The sequence below is a fragment of the Xanthomonas sp. SHU 199 genome, assembly GCF_000364665.1.
GTDB classification, from domain to species: Bacteria; Pseudomonadota; Gammaproteobacteria; order Xanthomonadales; family Xanthomonadaceae; genus Xanthomonas_A; species Xanthomonas_A sontii.
On record NZ_AQOI01000332.1, the window covers coordinates 1 to 17,001 of the forward strand.

At 67.7% G+C, this 17,001-nt stretch carries 15 protein-coding genes and 1 pseudogene; 8 read left to right on the plus strand and 8 right to left on the minus strand.

The features are described from left to right. On the minus strand, positions 1–777 hold a 777-nt coding region (locus D183_RS0111630), incomplete at its 3' end, for a DUF763 domain-containing protein (RefSeq protein WP_017909141.1). Between the two features lie 410 nt (positions 778–1,187). Between D183_RS0111630 and D183_RS28240 the strand changes: the two are divergent. The 3 genes and pseudogenes from D183_RS28240 to D183_RS0111640 all read left to right on the plus strand — a co-directional run bounded on the left by D183_RS28240 (position 1,188) and on the right by D183_RS0111640 (position 4,859). Further along, positions 1,188–1,735 (plus strand): annotated as a pseudogene (locus tag D183_RS28240) (DUF4291 family protein). Positions 1,736–1,767: 32 nt separating this feature from the next. Continuing rightward, positions 1,768–2,358, plus strand: coding sequence for a hypothetical protein (locus D183_RS0111635; RefSeq protein WP_017909142.1), 591 nt, complete (start codon positions 1,768–1,770; stop codon positions 2,356–2,358). 218 nt (positions 2,359–2,576) lie between these two features. Then, positions 2,577–4,859, plus strand: coding sequence for a glycoside hydrolase family 3 N-terminal domain-containing protein (locus tag D183_RS0111640; RefSeq protein WP_017909143.1), 2,283 nt, complete (start codon positions 2,577–2,579; stop codon positions 4,857–4,859). Positions 4,860–5,232: 373 nt separating this feature from the next. Here D183_RS0111640 and D183_RS0111645 read toward each other — a convergent pair whose 3' ends face one another. Together D183_RS0111645 and D183_RS0111650 are read right to left on the minus strand one after the other, a co-directional pair. Beyond that, complete coding sequence (locus D183_RS0111645) at positions 5,233–7,749, minus strand: excinuclease ABC subunit UvrA (RefSeq protein WP_026144394.1); 2,517 nt, start codon at positions 7,747–7,749, stop codon at positions 5,233–5,235. A gap of 135 nt (positions 7,750–7,884) precedes the next feature. Then, on the minus strand, positions 7,885–8,526 hold the full coding sequence (locus D183_RS0111650; RefSeq protein ID WP_017909145.1) for an HD domain-containing protein: 642 nt from the start codon (positions 8,524–8,526) through the stop codon (positions 7,885–7,887). Positions 8,527–8,753: 227 nt separating this feature from the next. Between D183_RS0111650 and D183_RS0111655 the strand changes: the two genes are divergently transcribed. The 4 genes from D183_RS0111655 (at position 8,754) to D183_RS24550 (ending at position 10,770) form a co-directional block, all read left to right on the plus strand. Further along, positions 8,754–9,215 (plus strand): GNAT family N-acetyltransferase, encoded by a 462-nt coding sequence (locus D183_RS0111655; RefSeq protein WP_017909146.1) that lies wholly within the window; start codon positions 8,754–8,756, stop codon positions 9,213–9,215. A gap of 144 nt (positions 9,216–9,359) precedes the next feature. Then, the gene (locus D183_RS0111660) at positions 9,360–9,620 is read left to right on the plus strand and encodes a hypothetical protein (protein ID WP_232757260.1); all 261 of its coding nucleotides are present in this window, start codon (positions 9,360–9,362) and stop codon (positions 9,618–9,620) included. Between the two features lie 78 nt (positions 9,621–9,698). Then, the gene (locus D183_RS0111665) at positions 9,699–10,121 is read left to right on the plus strand and encodes a hypothetical protein (protein WP_017909148.1); all 423 of its coding nucleotides are present in this window, start codon (positions 9,699–9,701) and stop codon (positions 10,119–10,121) included. 64 nt (positions 10,122–10,185) lie between these two features. Next, positions 10,186–10,770, plus strand: coding sequence for a hypothetical protein (locus tag D183_RS24550; RefSeq protein WP_017909149.1), 585 nt, complete (start codon positions 10,186–10,188; stop codon positions 10,768–10,770). Positions 10,771–10,822: 52 nt separating this feature from the next. Here the strand turns inward: D183_RS24550 and D183_RS0111675 are convergent, their stop codons facing one another. Continuing rightward, positions 10,823–11,098 (minus strand): XAC0095 family protein, encoded by a 276-nt coding sequence (locus D183_RS0111675; protein WP_232757261.1) that lies wholly within the window; start codon positions 11,096–11,098, stop codon positions 10,823–10,825. Between the two features lie 455 nt (positions 11,099–11,553). Between D183_RS0111675 and D183_RS0111680 the strand changes: the two genes are divergently transcribed. After that, a complete protein-coding gene (locus tag D183_RS0111680; RefSeq protein WP_017909151.1) occupies positions 11,554–13,452 on the plus strand; it encodes a DUF2075 domain-containing protein in 1,899 nt (632 codons plus the stop codon). Here the strand turns inward: D183_RS0111680 and D183_RS24555 are convergent. The 4 genes from D183_RS24555 to D183_RS0111700 form a co-directional block, all read right to left on the minus strand. Further along, positions 13,438–13,713 (minus strand): LysR substrate-binding domain-containing protein, encoded by a 276-nt coding sequence (locus D183_RS24555; protein ID WP_198527660.1) that lies wholly within the window; start codon positions 13,711–13,713, stop codon positions 13,438–13,440. The genes D183_RS0111680 and D183_RS24555 overlap by 15 nt on opposite strands. Positions 13,714–13,895: 182 nt before the next feature. Further along, entirely contained in the window at positions 13,896–14,309 is a 414-nt protein-coding gene (locus D183_RS0111690) for a hypothetical protein (RefSeq protein WP_017909153.1), read from the minus strand. Continuing rightward, the gene (locus D183_RS0111695) at positions 14,293–14,964 is read right to left on the minus strand and encodes a transcriptional regulator (protein WP_232757262.1); all 672 of its coding nucleotides are present in this window, start codon (positions 14,962–14,964) and stop codon (positions 14,293–14,295) included. Before D183_RS0111695 ends, D183_RS0111690 begins: the two co-directional genes overlap by 17 nt. A gap of 98 nt (positions 14,965–15,062) precedes the next feature. Beyond that, positions 15,063–17,001, minus strand: a 1,939-nt coding sequence (locus D183_RS0111700) for a tetratricopeptide repeat-containing diguanylate cyclase (RefSeq protein WP_017909155.1), incomplete at its 5' end; no start/stop codon positions are given.

A 17,001-nucleotide genomic window follows, 5' to 3' on the forward strand; every position in this document is an offset into this window, starting at 1 on the left:
CGGCGCGGTGGCGCCCCGCCCCTGCGCGGCGTGGGTCGGCGCCGTGGCGGCCGATGCCGGCGTCTGCGCGGCCTCCAGCGCGGCGTATTCGCGGGCGATGCGCTCCGGTGCCAGCGTCTGCAACAGCTCCACCTGCGCCGCACGCGCGGCGGCGGCGCGATGATCGGCGAGATTGACGATGCGGCCCTGGCGCGGGCCGTCGATCGCCGCATGCGGTGCATCGACGAAGCTGCTCAGGCCTTCCGACAGCCAGTGGTAGCGGCGTGCCTGCTTGCGCCCACCGTGCATGCCCTGCTGCACCACCACCCAGCGCCCGTCGTCGCTGACGATGAAACCGTGCAGGTACAGGTCGAAGCCGTCCTGCACCGCGGCGCTGTCGACCTTGGCCACCAGGCGGCTGACCCGCGCCAGTTCCGCGCCGTCCAGGCCGGTGCGCTCGCCCACCGCCTGCAGTTCGTCCGGCGTGGCCCGCGAATGCCGCCCACGGCCGCCGCACACGTGGATGCCCAGTTCGCCGGACAGCGGCGCCAGGCCGCGCTTGAGCGCGCCCAGTACGCTGGTGGTGATGCCGGAGGAATGCCAGTCCATGCCCATCACCGCCCCCAGCGACTGGAACCAGAACGGATGCGCCAGGCGCCGCAGCAATTCGTCGCGGCCATAGCTGTGCACGATGGCCTGGCACATCACCGCGCCGAGCCGGGTCATGCGCGCGCCCAGCCAGTGCGGCACGCGACCGCCATGCAGGGGCAGATCGGCGCTGCCGGAACGTCGGCTCATGGGGGGCTCCGAGGAACGGGGTGCGCCAGGGTAGCCAGTGCGGGTCTCAGCGCGCGAGTCTGGAGGCGAGCGCAGGCTGAGTGATTCAGTGCGGCCGCACGCGCGAAAGCACCCAGGGCGCTGCATGGATCGGCCCTGCTCGTTGCGTGTCCCGCACAGCATGCCTTTCGACGACGCCGGCGGGCAACTGGATCCCACGGGAAGTCAGCGCCGCTCTCACGGCGGCAAGCACCTCCGCGCAAACGCGCCTGCCGTCGAGGCTTCAGCCCTGAGAGGCGTTACGGCTGGCGTCCCGATCCAGGCGAACGCATCGCGCGGCATCCGGCGGCACGGGAGACGCGGCAGCGGATCGACGACGTTGCTGCGACGACGTAGGCTGCGCGACGCTGCATACCGTCCCTTGCGCTGCCTTGCAGCTCACCTGGCCGTGCCGGGGTCGTGACATCCTGTCGTGCTTCGACACCGATGCGATCGATGTCTACAAGGTGGATCGCCCTGCGATTGCGCGGTTCGCCATGGACCATCAGCGCTTCGGCGGCGAGTTCAGCTACGACCGGATGAGCTGGATCAAGCCGAATTTCCTGTGGATGATGTCCCGCGCCGGTTGGGCGCAGAAGCAAGGCAGGAGCGGATCCTGGCGATCCGGCTGCCACGCGCCTGCTTCGACCCCCTACTGCGTGCCACGGCCCCGTCGACCTTCGATCCGGCGCGATTCGCCAGTCAGGTCGCCTGGAAAGACGCGATCGAGCGGTCCGATGTGCGCCTGCAATGGGACCCCGACAGCGTCGCGGCAGGTGTCGTACGAGCTGGTCCACGTGCCGCAAGCCAGCGCGGCGCAGAACATCGGGCTGGACAACCAGCCCTGTCGTCGGCCGCAGCGCCGCACGCGCCAGGTGCCCGTTGCAAGCGCTGCCGGCACGGCATCATGCACACGGCGCACGACACGCGCCGGGCATAATGCGCCTCAGGTCGACTGTCGCCACACGCCCGATGTCCTACGCCACCCTCCGCACGCTGCTCGCCTCCTGGGGCGAACTGCGTCCGCAACCTGCATCCGACTGGCAGGGCACGCTGCCGCTGCCACAGGCGCTCGCCGACTTCTATGCGCAGGTGGGGCCATGGGGCGACATCCGCGACGCCACGGCCGGCCCGACCGGCCTGTCGCTGCAACTCGGCGGCAACCCGCTCGACATTCCGCCGTTGTGCAAGCTGTGGGCGCTGCAGGCCGGCTACCGCTGGAACGCGATCGACGGCAAGCCCATTGCCGCCTGGCGCGACCACTGGCTGGTGATCGCGGACCAGGGCGCGGACCCTGTCATCCTCGACACCGCCAGCGGCGGCGTGCTGTTCGCGTTCCACGGGGCCGGCGCATGGCGCCCCCGACCGCTGGCCGTCAGCCTGGAGATCGCATTCGGTGGTCTGGCGACCATGGCCAACACCATGGCCGAACTCGGCGATGCCGCATTCGACGACAGCGCCGCGCTGTGCGCCACTGCCCGCAACGCGGTCGCCGCGTCGCTGGCCGCCTATCTGGGCAGCGACGTCGAGGCCGCGCGCTTTCTGGAAACGCTGGATTGGTAGCGGGCTGAGCAAGCAAGGCGCGGTTGCGCCAAGCGCGACGTCTACGCCCAGATTGGCGACGGCATCGCCCCTGCCGGTCGCCCCATCGCGATCACGCGGCTGCCTGGTGATGTTCCAGGGAGCGCGCCTGCCGACCCACGGTTATCGTGCACCGCATCACAACTTCTCGCTCCCGATGAGGTAGCGTGACCATCGGGGTCCAAACAGGGGATTTGCCGATGACGTTTCGTACCACGCGGCGCGGGCTGTTGCTCGGCGCCGGTTCGTTCGCGTTGCTGTCGCACGTGCCGATGGGCCTGGCCCTGCCGCGTGCGTCGGCGAAGACGCCGGCCTTCATCGATGCGCTGATCGCGCGGATGACGCCGGAAGAGAAGGCCGGGCAGCTGACCCTGTTCGGTTCGGCGCAGCAGACCGATGCAGCGGCCGCCGCCAATCCGGTCAACGTGCGTCCCACCGCCGAGGGCCAGTTGGCCGCGGCGCGCGCCGGACGCCTGACCGGCATCTTCAACGGCTCCAACGTGCGCTGGCACCAGCAACTGCAGCAGGCCGCGCTGGAGAGCCGGCTGAAGATCCCGATGCTGTTCGCCGCCGATGTGATCCACGGCTTCACCACCGTGTTCCCGGTGCCGCTGGGCGAAGCCGCCAGCTTCGAGCCGGAGCTGGCGCAACGCACCGCGCGGGCCGCCGCACTGGAAGCCAGCGCGGTCGGCATCGACTGGACCTTCGCGCCGATGGTCGACATCGCCCGCGATGCGCGCTGGGGCCGCGGCGTGGAAGGCAGCGGCGAGGATGTGCTGCTGGGCCGGCGTTTCGCCGAGGCCCGCGTGCGCGGCTTCCAGGGCGAGGGCATCGACCATGCCGATGCGCTGGCCGCCTGCGCCAAGCACTTCGCGGCCTATGGCGCGGCCGAGGCCGGCCTGGACTACAACACCGTCGACATCTCCGAGCGCACCCTCCGCGAGGTGTATTTCCCGCCGTTCCAGGCCGCCTTCGGCGCCGGCGCGGTGACCACCATGGCTTCCTTCAACGAGCTGTCCGGCGTGCCCGCCACCGCCAACACCTGGCTGCTGAGCCAGGTGCTGCGCGGCGAGTGGAACTACAGCGGCCTGGTCGTCTCCGACTACACCGGCGACCTGGAACTGGTCGCGCACGGCTACGCCCGCGATGCGCGCGACGCGGCGCGGCTGGCGTTCCTGGCCGGCGTGGACATCAGCATGCAGAGCGGGCTGTACCTGCAGCACCTGCCTGGCCTGGTCGCCGACGGTGCGGTGCCGATGGCGCGGCTGGACGACGCGGTGCGCCGCGTGCTGCGCTTCAAGGCCGCGCTGGGCCTGTTCGACGACCCGTTCCTGCGCATCGTGCCCGAGCGCGCGCAGGCGCGGCAGCGGCGCCCGGAGACGCTGGCACTGGCGCACGAGGCCGCACGCAAATCGGTGGTGCTGCTCAAGAACGAGGGCGAGCTGCTGCCGCTCAAGCGCCAGGGCCAGCGCATCGCCCTGATCGGGCCGATGGCCAGCAACTGGGTGGAGAGCGCCGGACCGTGGACCCTGTTCGGCGGCGACGACAGCGGCAACGACCTGGCCACGGCCCTGCGCGCGCGACTCGCCGATCCGGCCACGTTGCAGGTGGTGGAAGGCTGCGCGTTCGAACACGCACTGCCCGGCGGCGTGCAGGCGGCGGTGGCCGCGGCGACCGCCGCCGACGTGGCGATCCTGGCGATCGGCGAACCGCTGCGCTACTCCGGCGAAGCGCAGTCGCGCACCGACATCAGCATCCCCGGCGCGCAGCAGTCGCTGCTGGCCGCCGTGGCGGCCACCGGCACGCCGGTGGTGGTGGTGCTCAGCAATGGCCGTGCGCTGGTGCTCGACGGCGCGGTGCTGGACGCGCCGGCGATCCTGGTCAGCTGGTTCCTCGGCTCGGCCTCCGGCCCGGCGCTGGCCGACATCCTGCTCGGCGTGCACGGCCCCTCCGGGCGCCTGCCGGTGAGCTTCCCGCACGAATCCGGGCAGTCGCCGTACTACTACGCGCACAAGCCCACCGGTCGCCCGGATCCGCGCCCGAACGCGCTGACGCCCTTCACCACCCACTACCGCACGATCTCCAACACCGCGTTGTTCCCGTTCGGCCACGGCCTGACCTATGGCCGCATCGAGTACGGCGAACTGACCTTGAGCACGTCGCGGCTGGCCGCCGGCGGCACGCTGAAGATCGCCGCACGCATCCACAACCGCGGCCACCGCGACGCCGAGGAAGTGGTGCAACTGTACGTCCGCGACCGCAGCGCCAGCATCACCCGCCCGGTGCGCGAACTGAAGGATTTCCGCAAGGTCGCGGTGCCGGCCGGCGGCAGCGCCAGCGTGGACTTCGTGCTGCGTCGCGAGGATCTGCTGTTCGTGGGCCAGGCGCTCAAGCCGACGGTGGAACCGGGCCAGTTCGATCTGTGGGTCGCGCCTTCGGCGCAGGCACCGGGGCTGACGGCCAGCTTCGAACTGCTGGGCTGATCGCCGCAGCCTCGCCAACCGCCGTCGGCGGCGGCCACGCGGTCGCCACCGTGGCCCGCGCGTGGCCAACGTGGGCGGCGTTTCACGCCGGCGGCACTGCGGGCTGTCGCGTCACAGTGCGCGATGCGCGATGCGCGATGCGGCATGAGACCTCATTGCGAGCGGCTCCAGGCGGTTTTGAGACTACACGGAACCCTTCCCGCAGAGCCGTGCGGAGCCTTACCCGGGTGCACTGTGGGAGGGACTTCAGTCCCGACGCTTTGCAGGGTCAGGCACCCGGCAGGCTTCGCTCGCTGCGACTGCATCATCGTGCATTCCGGCATGCCCTCGCCGTGTCGGAACTGACGAAGACCACGCGCCGCGACGTGCGCGCCTACCCCGCCAATTCCGCAGCCAGGAAAGGCGCCGTTCGGCTGCCTGCATGCGTCGCCACCACTCCCGGCACGCCCGCCGCCACGACCTTGCCGCCCGCCCCGCCCGCGCCTGGCCCCATGTCGATGATCCAGTCGCTGGCCGCGGCCACGCGCATGTCGTGCTCCACCGCCACCACGGTGTTGCCCGCCTCCACCAGCCCGTGCAATTGCCGCAGCAGCGTGTCCACGTCGGCCGGGTGCAGGCCGGTGGTGGGTTCGTCCAGCACGTACACGGTGCCGCGGCGCTGCGCACGCTGCAGCTCGCTGGCCAGCTTGATCCGCTGCGCCTCGCCGCCGGACAGTTCGGTGGCCGGCTGGCCCAGGCGCAGATAGCCCAGGCCCACCTCCATCAGCACCTGCAGCGGCCGCGCGATCGCCGCATCGTCGGCAAAGAAATCCAGCGCCTGCGCCACGGTCATGCGCAGCACCTGTGCGATGTTCTGGCCGCGCAGTTCGATCTCCAGCGTCTTGGCGTTGTAGCGCGCGCCATGGCAGGTCGGGCACGGCGCATACACGCTGGGCATGAACAGCAGTTCCACGCTCACCGCACCCTCGCCTTCGCAGGTCTCGCAGCGGCCCTTGGCGACGTTGAACGAAAAACGCCCGGCGTCGTACTTGCGCTTGCGCGCTGCCGGCGTGGCCGCGAAGCGCTTGCGCACATGGTCGAACAGGCCGGTGTAGGTCGCCAGGTTGGAGCGCGGCGTGCGCCCGATCGGCGCCTGGTCCACCTGCACCAGCCGCCGCACGTGTTCCAGGCCGCCGGCAATGTAGCCATCGGTGGCGACACGCGCACCGCGCTCCAGCGGATCCAGTTCCTCCTCCGCCTCGGCCGGCGCCTGCCCCAGTTGCGTGCCCAGCAATTCCACCAGCGCCTGGCTGACCAGCGAGGACTTGCCCGAGCCGGACACGCCGGTGACCGTGGTGAACACGCCCAGCGGGATGTCCACGTCCAGCGCGACCACGTTGTTGCGGCTGACCTCGCGCAACTGCAGCCAGGCCTCCGGCGAGCGCGGCGCATGGGCAGCGGCGTGCGGTTCGGCGAACAGGTAGCGGCGCGTGGACGAGGCCTGCACCTGCGCCAATCCCACCGGCGGACCGCTGTACAGCACCTGCCCGCCGTGCTCGCCGGCACCGGGGCCGACATCGACGATCCAGTCGGCATGGCGGATCACGTCGATCTCGTGCTCGACCACGAACAACGAATTGCCCGCGCCCTTGAGCTGGTCCAGCGCGCCCAGCAACGCCTGCGTGTCGGCCGGATGCAGGCCTGCCGACGGCTCGTCCATCACGTAGACCACGCCGAACAGTTGCGAGCGGATCTGCGTGGCCAGGCGCAGCCGCTGCAGTTCGCCGGGCGACAGCGTCGGCGTGCTGCGCTCCAGGGTCAGATAACCCAGGCCCAACGCCTCCACCACCTGGATCCGCGCCAGCAGGTCCTGGGCGATGCGCTGCGCGGCCAGCGCCTGCTCCGGATGCCGCGATCGGCCCTGCATGCGGCCTTCCGCCGCGGGACGCAGCAGGTCGGCCACCTCGCCGAGCGGGCGCTGCGACAGTGCGCCGATGTCCAGCCCGGCGAAGGTCACCGACAGCGCCTCGCGGCGCAGCCGCTTGCCGTCGCAGCTGGGGCACGCGGTGCTGATCAGATATTGCGCCACGCGTTTCTTGATGAGCGCGCTCTGCGTACTGGCGAAGGTATGCAGCACGTAACGGCGCGCGCTGCTGAAGGTGCCCATGTACGCCGGCTCCTGCTTGCGCTTGAGCGCACGCTGGGTCTCGGCCAGGCTGAAACCCGGGTACACCGGCACGGTCGGTTGCTCGTCGGTGTACAGGATCCAGTCGCGGGTCTTCTTCGGCAGCTTCGCCCACGGCACGTCGACATCGTGGCCGAGCGTGGTGAGGATGTCGCGCAGGTTCTGCCCGTGCCAAGCCGGTGGCCACGCCGCCACCGCGCGTTCGCGGATGCTCAGCGAACGGTCCGGCACCATCGACGCCTCGGTGGCGTCGTAGATGCGTCCCAGCCCATGACAGGTGGGGCAGGCGCCGGCCGGCGTGTTCGGCGAGAAGCCGTCGGCATGGATGATGTCCTGCCCTGGCGGATACGTGCCGGCGCGCGAATACAGCATGCGCAGCGAGTTGGAGATGGTGGTGACGCTGCCCACCGACGAGCGCGTGCTCGGCGCACCGCGATGCTGCTGCAGCGCCACCGCCGGCGGCAGGCCGTCGATGGCGTCGACGTCGGCGACGCCGGCCTGGTCGATCAGGCGCCGCGCATACGGCGAGATCGAATCCAGATAACGCCGCTGCGCCTCGGCGAACAGCGTACCGAACGCCAGCGACGATTTTCCCGAACCGGACACGCCGGTGAACACCACCAGCGCATCGCGCGGCAGCTCCACGTCCACATCCTTGAGGTTGTGCTCGCGCGCGCCACGGACGCGCACGAAGCCGGAAGCGGCGGTAGCAGAAGGCGTGGACATGGGCAGGACCGGCAACGCGAAGGAGCGCGCAAGCTTAGCCGGTCGGCTGCCACGAGCGTGTCGCGGCGACTTTGCTGCGGCGTGTTCAGCCCGCTATCGACGCAGAACGGCGCGCCGTCGCCGGCGACGCAAGTCTCAGCCCAACGCAGGCGCCGCCAGCGTGTCGGCATCCTCGTCACGCGCGGCCAGCGCCTGCATCCGCGTCACCGCACTGGCGAAGGCGCGCAGCACCGCCACACCGCGTTCGGCGTAGATCGCATGCAGCGCCTGGTAGTACCACAGCGTGCCGTCGCGGCCGGCGGTGAAGCGCTCGAACACTGCCGCACCGACCTCGGGGTCTTCCAGGTCGGCGACGATGCTGCGCGCGTTGTAGAGCTTGTCGCAGGCCGACACCAGCAGCACCGCGTCCGGGGCCTCGGCCAGGTGTGCCAGATACGCCTGCTTGCGGATGCGCCAGTCGCGGCGCCTGGCCGGCACGTCCGCGGGCACCGCCTTGCGCTCGGCCGTGGCGTCAGTACACGCCATCACCATGTCCGCCACCGCCTCGCCGAACTGCGCGCGGATCACGCCCTCATGGCCGGCGCCGCAATCCTCCACCACGTCGTGCAGCAGCGCCGCGATCGCCTGGTCCTCGTCGCCGCCAGCCTCCAGCACCAGCGTCGACACGCCCAGCACGTGGCTCAGATACGGCACCGTGCCGCCCTTGCGGAACTGGCCGGCGTGGGCGATGCGCGCGTAGTCCACGGCGCGCGCGTAACGTTCGGTGAGAGCGGTCATGCGGCGATCCTGACGGAACAGGCCGGCATTATCGCCAAACTTGCCGGCGTGAGCGCGTGGAGATACGGGTGGACGTGGCTGCCGTTCAAGCCGCGTGTGGCGTCCCATTGCATGCGTGATGGGCCGACAGCCCGCACGGACGCGGGCTGCCGCGCAGCCCTGCCCTGGTCCAGGCGCGTTCCCCGCTTACACTTCCCTGTTCCCGCACCACCGCAACGCTCGCACGCATGAACGTCCGTCATCTCGACCAGCACGCCCCGGAACTGCCGCAGATCGCCGCCTGGTACCACGCGGCCTGGGGTCGCGAAGCGGGTTTCACGCTGGACGACGAACTGCGCCAGCTCCAGCGCGCCGCGGATGCGCATGGCCTGCCGCGCGTGCTGGCGGCCTTCGACGGCCCTGAACTGATCGCCGCCGTGCAGCTGAAATACCGGGAAATGGACGCCTTCCCGCAATACCCGTACTGGCTGGGCGGCATGTACGTCGCCGATGCCTATCGAGGGCGCGGCATCGCCGGTCGCCTGCTCGCCCATGCCCTGGCCGACGCCGCGGACCTGGGCCTGGACGCCCTGTACCTGCAGACCGAGCACTTGGACGGCGGCCTGTACGCCCGCCACGGCTGGCAGCCCGTGCAGGAAGCCGATTCCTACGGCAGCCGCGTGCTGCTGATGGTCCGCCCGGTCGGCTGAGCGGGTGCCCAGGGGGCCGCGCCTGCACATTACTTTTCCCCCGCGCCGCGTTAACGTGGCGCTTGGAAAGATAGGGCGTCAGCCACCAACCGACCGCTCGATCGACAGACACGCATGAACGCAGCGCCGAGGATGCAACCCACCATGATCACCGACACCGTCCACGTCGTGGACGACACCGCTACCGACAGTGCCCCGACCCCGCCCGCACGCCGAGCCGCCGTCTCCGGCCGCGCCGCCGCGCACAGCGTGTACCGCTCGCCGCTGTCCGCCGACGATGCCAGCAGCGACGCGCTGCGTCTGCGCGAACAACGCGCCAAGCGCGCGGCACAGGTCGCCGCCGTCGGCACCGTCGCCGCCCTGGCTGCCGTGGCCCTGATCGCCTGGCGTCGCGCACGGCGCTGACCGCGCAACAGCCCAAGACGCATCCGGCATCATGCGCCGAGCAGGAAGCTCGGCATCGCCCACGCAAGGAACGTCCTCATGACGGCATGGCACCGCATCGCCCAATTCGCCGGCCTGGCGCTGGTCGCCAGCGCCTGCAGCATGCCCGCCGCCGCCCGCAAGACGCCCATGGCCTCGGCGGTGCTGAGCGTTCCGGCCGACCTGCCCAACCAGCGCCTGTTCGACTGCGCCGAATCCAGCATCGCCACCCTGTCCGAGACCAGCAGCTCCTGGCCAAAGGTCACCCGCGAAGACCCGGCCAAGGGCATCCTGGAATCGGGCGACTTCCCCGAAGCGAACCGCAGCGGCTTTCGCCTGCGCCTGGAGCGCCCACCGGGCGCCAGCCAGGCCAAGCTCGCCCTCAAGGGCGCTGGCGCCTACTTCGTCGACCTCGGCGTCGACAAGGCGATGCAGGATCTCAAGACCGCACTGGTTCGCTGCGTCGCCACGCAACCGCATTGAGCCCGAATAGGACACGGCGGTTCTGATCCCCGCGCCATCACAGCGACCAAGGAAGGACACGAACATGCCCACTTACGCCGTCGAAGCCCGCTCGCTCGGCGTCGTCGGCATCGCCGGCCACGCCTTCTGGGTGCTGCGCGATGAACACGGCAAGGCCGTGGCGGAACTGCATGGCCTGGCCACCGACCGCCAGACCGGCCAGGCCATTCCCATCGGTACCGACGCCACCCGGCACTCGCTGCGCGCCTGGCATTACCCGCATGATCCTGCGTACGCCCGCTCCATCGGCGAAAAGGTCGACAGCACCACCTACATCCGCGACGACCAGCCGGCGCGAACGGTGGCCACCGGCGACAAGCACGAGATCCTGGAGCGCTGGAATACCGCGGTGCGCGCCGTGCCGGAACTGAACGCCCAGGACCGCGACTATCCGAACTACGGCTTCAAGGTCTTCGGCGAGACCATCAACAGCAACTCCGCCTACCGCACCTTCGGCGAGCTGATGGACGTGCCGGTGCGGGGTTTCCCCGGACGCCTCGAACCGGGCATCGGCAACCGCATGCTGTCGCCGGAACGCACCGAGGAACTGCGGTATCACGCACCGGGCGAACAGGAACAGCAGATACGGCCGATGGCGCACGCGCTCTGAACTGACGGTGGTGGGCGAGGCACCAATGCAAGATAAAACCTGTAAAGACCAGCTATCGCCGTGTCTTTCGCACGTAAGACGACTGCGGAAGTCCCGGCCACGAGATCTCGCGCAGCACCAGTTCCACCTGCTCGGCCAGTAGCTCCATGCACGCCGACAACTCGCCGGTCCGCGCGATCGCCGCGATCTCCCGCTCCTCGTCCGCACTGCGCGGGCGGGCAAGTCGCGCCAGGAACCGGATGTGCTCGCCCAACCGCACCAGCCGGAACTGACTCTCTTCCGGCAGAAAATAACCCGTCGCCTCGAAATCCACGTTGCCGTCCGACATCGTCGCCGCCTCCATCCATGAAGTGGCCCACCCGCCGCAACGCGACGGAAAGGAAGTCGGGAGGCTCGAAACCGCAGACAGCCGGCGGGCTTATTTCCCTTTCGGGTGTTGTATTCACCGCCCTCCCGACACAGACGTCATGCCGGTTGCACCTGCAAACGTACAGGCACAAAAAACCCACCGGCTTATCGGAGGTGGGTGCCGCTGTCTGCGGAGTTTCGAGGCTCCGTTTAGTAACTTTGCTACTAACAATGCAACGCGTCAAGTCGCCTATCGAACAACTTTGATGCACGGTGCTAGCGACATATAAAGGCTGGGCCTTGTATACGAATTGCTCCAAGTTGGTTGCGACAAAGCTGACGAGGGGGCGCGCGCAAACATCAAGCCTTGTCAGCCACATCGCATCGGTTCAAAGTCCCGTCGAGCTGTGAAAGGGATTCAGGGGAACACAAAGCGTGATCGTATATCAGTCCACCCGTGCCGCTTTCTTGCACGACTCTGAGCGGCAGGCGATCGAGGACATCATCGCCACCGCTTTCATTCAAAAGACAGGACGCTACGCGCCGGACAACGAGTTCCGCGCCTGGCGCCACTCGCTGACCCAGATGGCTGATGTCCTCAGCGACGACAGCCTACCCGCGGATATGGGGGTGGGCATCGAGTTCGGCATCCCGCAGACCGCCAAGCGTATCGACTTCATCCTGAGCGGGCTTGGCGAGGCCGAAGAGCCGCGCGCAATCATCATCGAACTAAAGCAATGGTCGTCCTCCGCTGTCACCGACAAGGACGGCATCGTCCGCGCGCAACGCGGCGGGCCGACCGAGACCGAAGGCCCGCACCCGTCCTATCAGGCCTGGTCATATGCGGCACTGCTGCAGGGCTTCAACGAGGCGGTACACGAAGGCGACGTCCAGCTAAGGCCTTGCGCCTACCTGCACAACCACTTCCGCGACGGCACTATCGACGATCCGCGCTACGCCGCCTACACCGACAAGGCACCGCTGTTCCTGCGTGGGGTAGAAGAGAAGCGAAAGCTGCGCGACTTCATCAGCCAGCATGTGCGCAAAGGCGACAACGGCGAATTGCTTTACAAGATCGAGAACGGCCGCATCCGCCCATCCAAGATGCTTGCCGACAGCGTGGTCGGCATGCTCAAGGGAAACCAGGAGTTCGTGCTGATCGACGAACAGAAGCTGGTTTACGAAACCTGCCTGGCGCGTGCCGCGCAGGCCAGCGCAGAGCGCAAGCAGGTGGTGATCGTGAAAGGTGGCCCTGGCACAGGCAAGTCTGTGGTGGCGGTAAATCTGCTTGTCGCGCTGACCAAGCGCGGCGCGAACAGTAAGTATGTCTCCAAAAATGCGGCGCCGCGCGCTGTGTATGCGCAGAAGTTGGCCGGCCATATCCGCAAATATGAAATCTCCAATCTATTCTCCGGCTCGGGTGGATTCCATCGGGCTGAATCCGACACCTTCGACGTACTGGTCGTGGACGAAGCACATCGACTCAACGAAAAGAGCGGCTTCTACGGAAACGAGGGCCAGAACCAAGTAATGGAGCTGATCCGCAGCGCCCATTGCACCATCTTCTTCGTCGACGACGACCAGATTGTCACCCTCTCCGACATCGGCCACACCGGCGAACTAAGGCGTTGGGCCGCGCACCTTGGCGCCGAAGTGACGGAGCTAGAACTCGCTTCGCAGTTCCGCTGCGCCGGCTCGGACGGCTACATCGCTTGGCTGGACAACTTCCTCGGCATCCGCGAAACCGCCAACACCGATTTCGACCGCGACACCTTCGACTTCCGCATCGTCGATTCACCGTTTGAACTGCACAACCTGATTCGCGAGAAGAACAAGCTCAACAACAAATCCCGCGTAGTGGCTGGCTACTGCTGGGACTGGAAGGGCAAGAAAAACCCGGATATATGGGACATCGAAATCCTGGAACACGACTATCGCGCTCAGTGGAACCTGGGTAGCGATGGCGACTTATGGGCTGTCGCCGAGAACTCGGTCGAGCAAATCGGATGCATCCACACCTGCCAGGGGCTGGAAATGGACTACGTGGGCGTGATTATCGGACCGGATCTGGTTTGGCGCGAGGGTCAGGTGCTCACCGACCCAAGCAGGCGTTCAAAGCAGGACCGCTCTATCCGCGGATACAAGTTGCAATCCAAGCGTGATCCCAAGGCCCGTGACCGCGTGGATCGGATCATCCGGAATACCTATAAAACCTTAATGAGCCGCGGCATGAAGGGATGCTATATCTATATCACTGATCCTGAATCAAAATTTTCAATACTAGACGGCTTATATCGATCCGCAGTGAATACTACCGAATCACCTAGCCCTTAGTGGCGCTACATCAGCGATGGCCTCGGCGACCCGCTGCACGCGCGGCGCGCGGCGCACGTCCGGATGCACGACCAGCCAGATCTCACGTTCGACGTCGCAGCGCGGCGCCTCTGGCAGTTCGACCAACGCCCCGCCGGCGGTCGCCTCCAGCGGGAACCGCGGCAGCAGCGCCACGCCGGCCCCGGCCGCGCAGGCATGCAGTTGTGCGGCTAGATCGTTGGCGACGAGAGCAAACCGGCGCCCGGTCGCAAAGCGCTGCAGCCATTGCTGCTGCGGGGTGTGCGCGAGCGCGTCGTCGTAGCCGACGAATGATCAGTTCGCAGGCGCTGGCTGTGTCGTGGCAAGTGCGCCATCGACAATGCAAGATTGAATAAAGGTTTTTGTTCCTACAAGCAATTGCGATGCTTTTGCAGGAATGGTTGTTTCAATGCGGCGGCACTCACCTATGCGTCAAATCCAAGCGCCACCCGCACCGCATCGCAAGCCGCAATCAAATCCAGCACCAGCCGCTCGCTCACATCCAGTTCGCCCTCGTACTCGGCGACGTTGCGCTGGTGGTGGCATTTGTCCAGCACCCGCCACACCTCCGGTCCCAGGCCCAAGGTGTGCGGCAACACCTGGAACACGATGTAGCGGTTGTTGGCGCGGTAGCCCTTGGCACGCAGTGCCGCCAGGCACAGTGCGTGCGCAGCGTTGTAGGCCAGGTCGAAGCGGCTTTCCAGGGCCAGTGTGGCGTTCTTGGCGTCGCCCAGGCGGGCCAGGCCGGAGCGGATCAGGCCGTCGAATTCGCGTTGGTCGGTCGGTTCGGCGCTGAGTTGCTTGCCGGGGCCAGACAGGTTTTCAAGTGGCGAGGTCATCCATGCCTCCAATCACCCAGATCTTGGGTTGCTGCAGCACCCGCTGCAGGAATGCGTTTTCGTCGCGCAGGCGCTTGGCGTAATCGCCACGCGTGTACAGCGTGGGATTGACCGGGCGGCCCAGCCGCGCCTGCATGCCATCCAGCGCGCGCATCAGGTCGGCATAGCCCAGCGTATCGGAGATCACCATCAGGTCGATGTCGCTGCGCGCGGTGTCGCTGCGCTTGGCGACCGATCCGTAGACGAAGGCGGCCACGATGTCGTCGGCGATGGGCTGCAAGGCCTCGCCGAGCGGGCCGGCCAGGCCGATGGTCTTCTGCACGATGCCGAGCAGTTCGTCGTGGATGGGGGAATGCGGATTGGCTTGGTAGCGCTTTTGGTTGCCGATGCGCTGTACCGTCAGCAAGCCGGCGTCGGCCAGCTTGGTCAGTTCACGCTGCACGGCGCCGGAGCCGCCGCTGGCAGCGGCGATCAGTTCGCCGACACCAAAGCTGCGCTGCGGCTGACCGTACAACAGGCCTAACACGCGCTGCTGGGTACGAGTGAACAAGGCATCCGCCAGGCCCAGCGTCAGCGCGCGGGAAGAGCGCAGCGCCTCGCCTACGCCCGCGGGATTGAGCAGGTTGTTGACCATGCGGTGCAGCTTACTACCCACATGGACAATTTTCTTCCCATTATGGGTATTTATTTACCCTTTTTGGGCAAATTTCGTCGCTTGATTCGCTTTGATCTTGCATCCCTCCAAGCTCTAACTCACACAACCCCCTGCCCCACCAGAAACACCACTCCATCGCCCCCACCCTCGGTCTGCCGCAGCAGCCCCTCCGCCTCCAGTGTCTCCAACGACACATCGGCGCCGAGATCTGTGGCCACACCGTCCAACGTCAGCCCCACCCAACGATCGCGGCCGGCATGCTTGGCGCGGTACAGGGCGGCGTCGGCAATGCGCAGGCTCAGCGGCCAGTCGCCGCCGGGGTAGGCGGGGAACAGGCTCACGCCCATCGACACGGTGAGGGCGATGCGGCCGGTCGGGCGCACCAGCGGATCGGCCTGCAGGCGCTCGCGCAGGCGGCGGAACAGGTGCGGGGCGTCGGCCAGGGTGCCGCCCGGGCAGATCCACAGGAATTCTTCGCCGCCCCAGCGGGCGATGATGTCCGAGCTGCGAGCGCACTCGCGCAGCAGATCGCCCAGTCGTATCAGGGCGTGGTCGCCGCCTTCGTGGCCGTGCAGGTCGTTGACGCGTTTGAAGTGGTCGATGTCCAGCAGGGCGATCAGCAGCGGTTCCTGCGTGCGCTCGGGCGTCGCTGCAGCCTCGCACGCCTGCAGCCAGGCGGTGACGTAGCGACGATTGCGCAGGCCGGTGAGGGCGTCTTCCTCGCTCTGGCGACGGATGGTGGCGGCGAGCTGTTCCAGTTCGCGGTGCTGCGCCTGGATCTCCTCGTTCTTGCGCGCCAGTTCCGCGTTGATGCGCCGACGCGCGCGGCCTTCGCGCACCTTGAGCAGGAAAAAGCCGGCCAGCGCCAGCAGTGCGGCGAGTAGACCGTAGAGCACGCTGCGCTGGCGCTGCGCGCGCGCCTGCAGTTGCGCATACGCCGTCTGTTCGGCGGCACGGGTGCGGGCAAGTGCGGCAAGTTCGCTGTTCTTGCGCGCCAGGTCCACCGCCGATTCGAGCTCGGCGATCCGGGTCTTGGATTCGACGTTCACCGCCTTGTCGTTGACCTCCTTGTACTCGCGCATGAGGGCAAGTGCCTCGCGGTCGCGGCCGAGTGCATCGAGGTTGTCGATCATGCGCGGGTACAGTTCCAGGCGCCGCGGCACGTTGTCCCATTTCGTGAACATCTGCCGCGCGCGCTCGAACGCATCGGCCGCGGCGTCGCGCTGGCCCAGATCGGCCAGAATGTTGCCGAGCGTGGAGTAGACGATGCCTGCTTCGCCGTGATCGCCGGCCGGCGCCGCGCCCTTCAGCATCGCGGCCGCTTCACGCAACAACGGCAAGGCCTCGCGCGGGCGATGCTGCAGCTCGAGCACATTGCCCAGGTTGTTCAATGGCCCGATCAGCGACGTCTTGCCATCTGCACGCCCCGCTGCCAACGCCTGGCGATAGATCGCTTCGGAGCGTTGCAGTTCGTTTGCGCCTTGATAGGCCGTGCCCAGATTGTTGAGCACGTCCGCGCGCGTCAGATCCTTATGTGGCGCGACATCGTAGGCCGCCAGCGCGCGCTGCCCGTAGTCGATCGCCCTTTTCCATTCGTTGGCATAGATGAACAAGCTGGTCGCGTTGTGCAGCATGGTGACGTCGTCGGGCGCACCCAGCGCCTTGCTCGCCCGCTCCGCCTCAAGCAGGGCAGCGATGGCGTCGGGCATGCGTCCCTGCTGAGCCGACACTAGGAACACGGTCTGGTTGGCCTTGTACTCCACCGGGTCAGGATGCCGACGTACTCTGGACAAGGCGATGCGGGCGACCCGCAAGGCATCGTCCTGCGCACCGATCTTGTAGTAGGAGCGGGCCAGCAACCGCCAAAGCTCGGCGATGTGTGGATCGTGCGGCAGTTCCGTCTCCAGCCGCCGCATCTCGCCTTCGAGTTGCGCGATGCGGGCCGCATCGCGCGGTCGCCAGATCTCGGCATTGAGTTGCGTGAACAGGCGCACCCGCTGTTGCGGCGACACTGGCTGGGCGAGCAGCGCCGAGCCA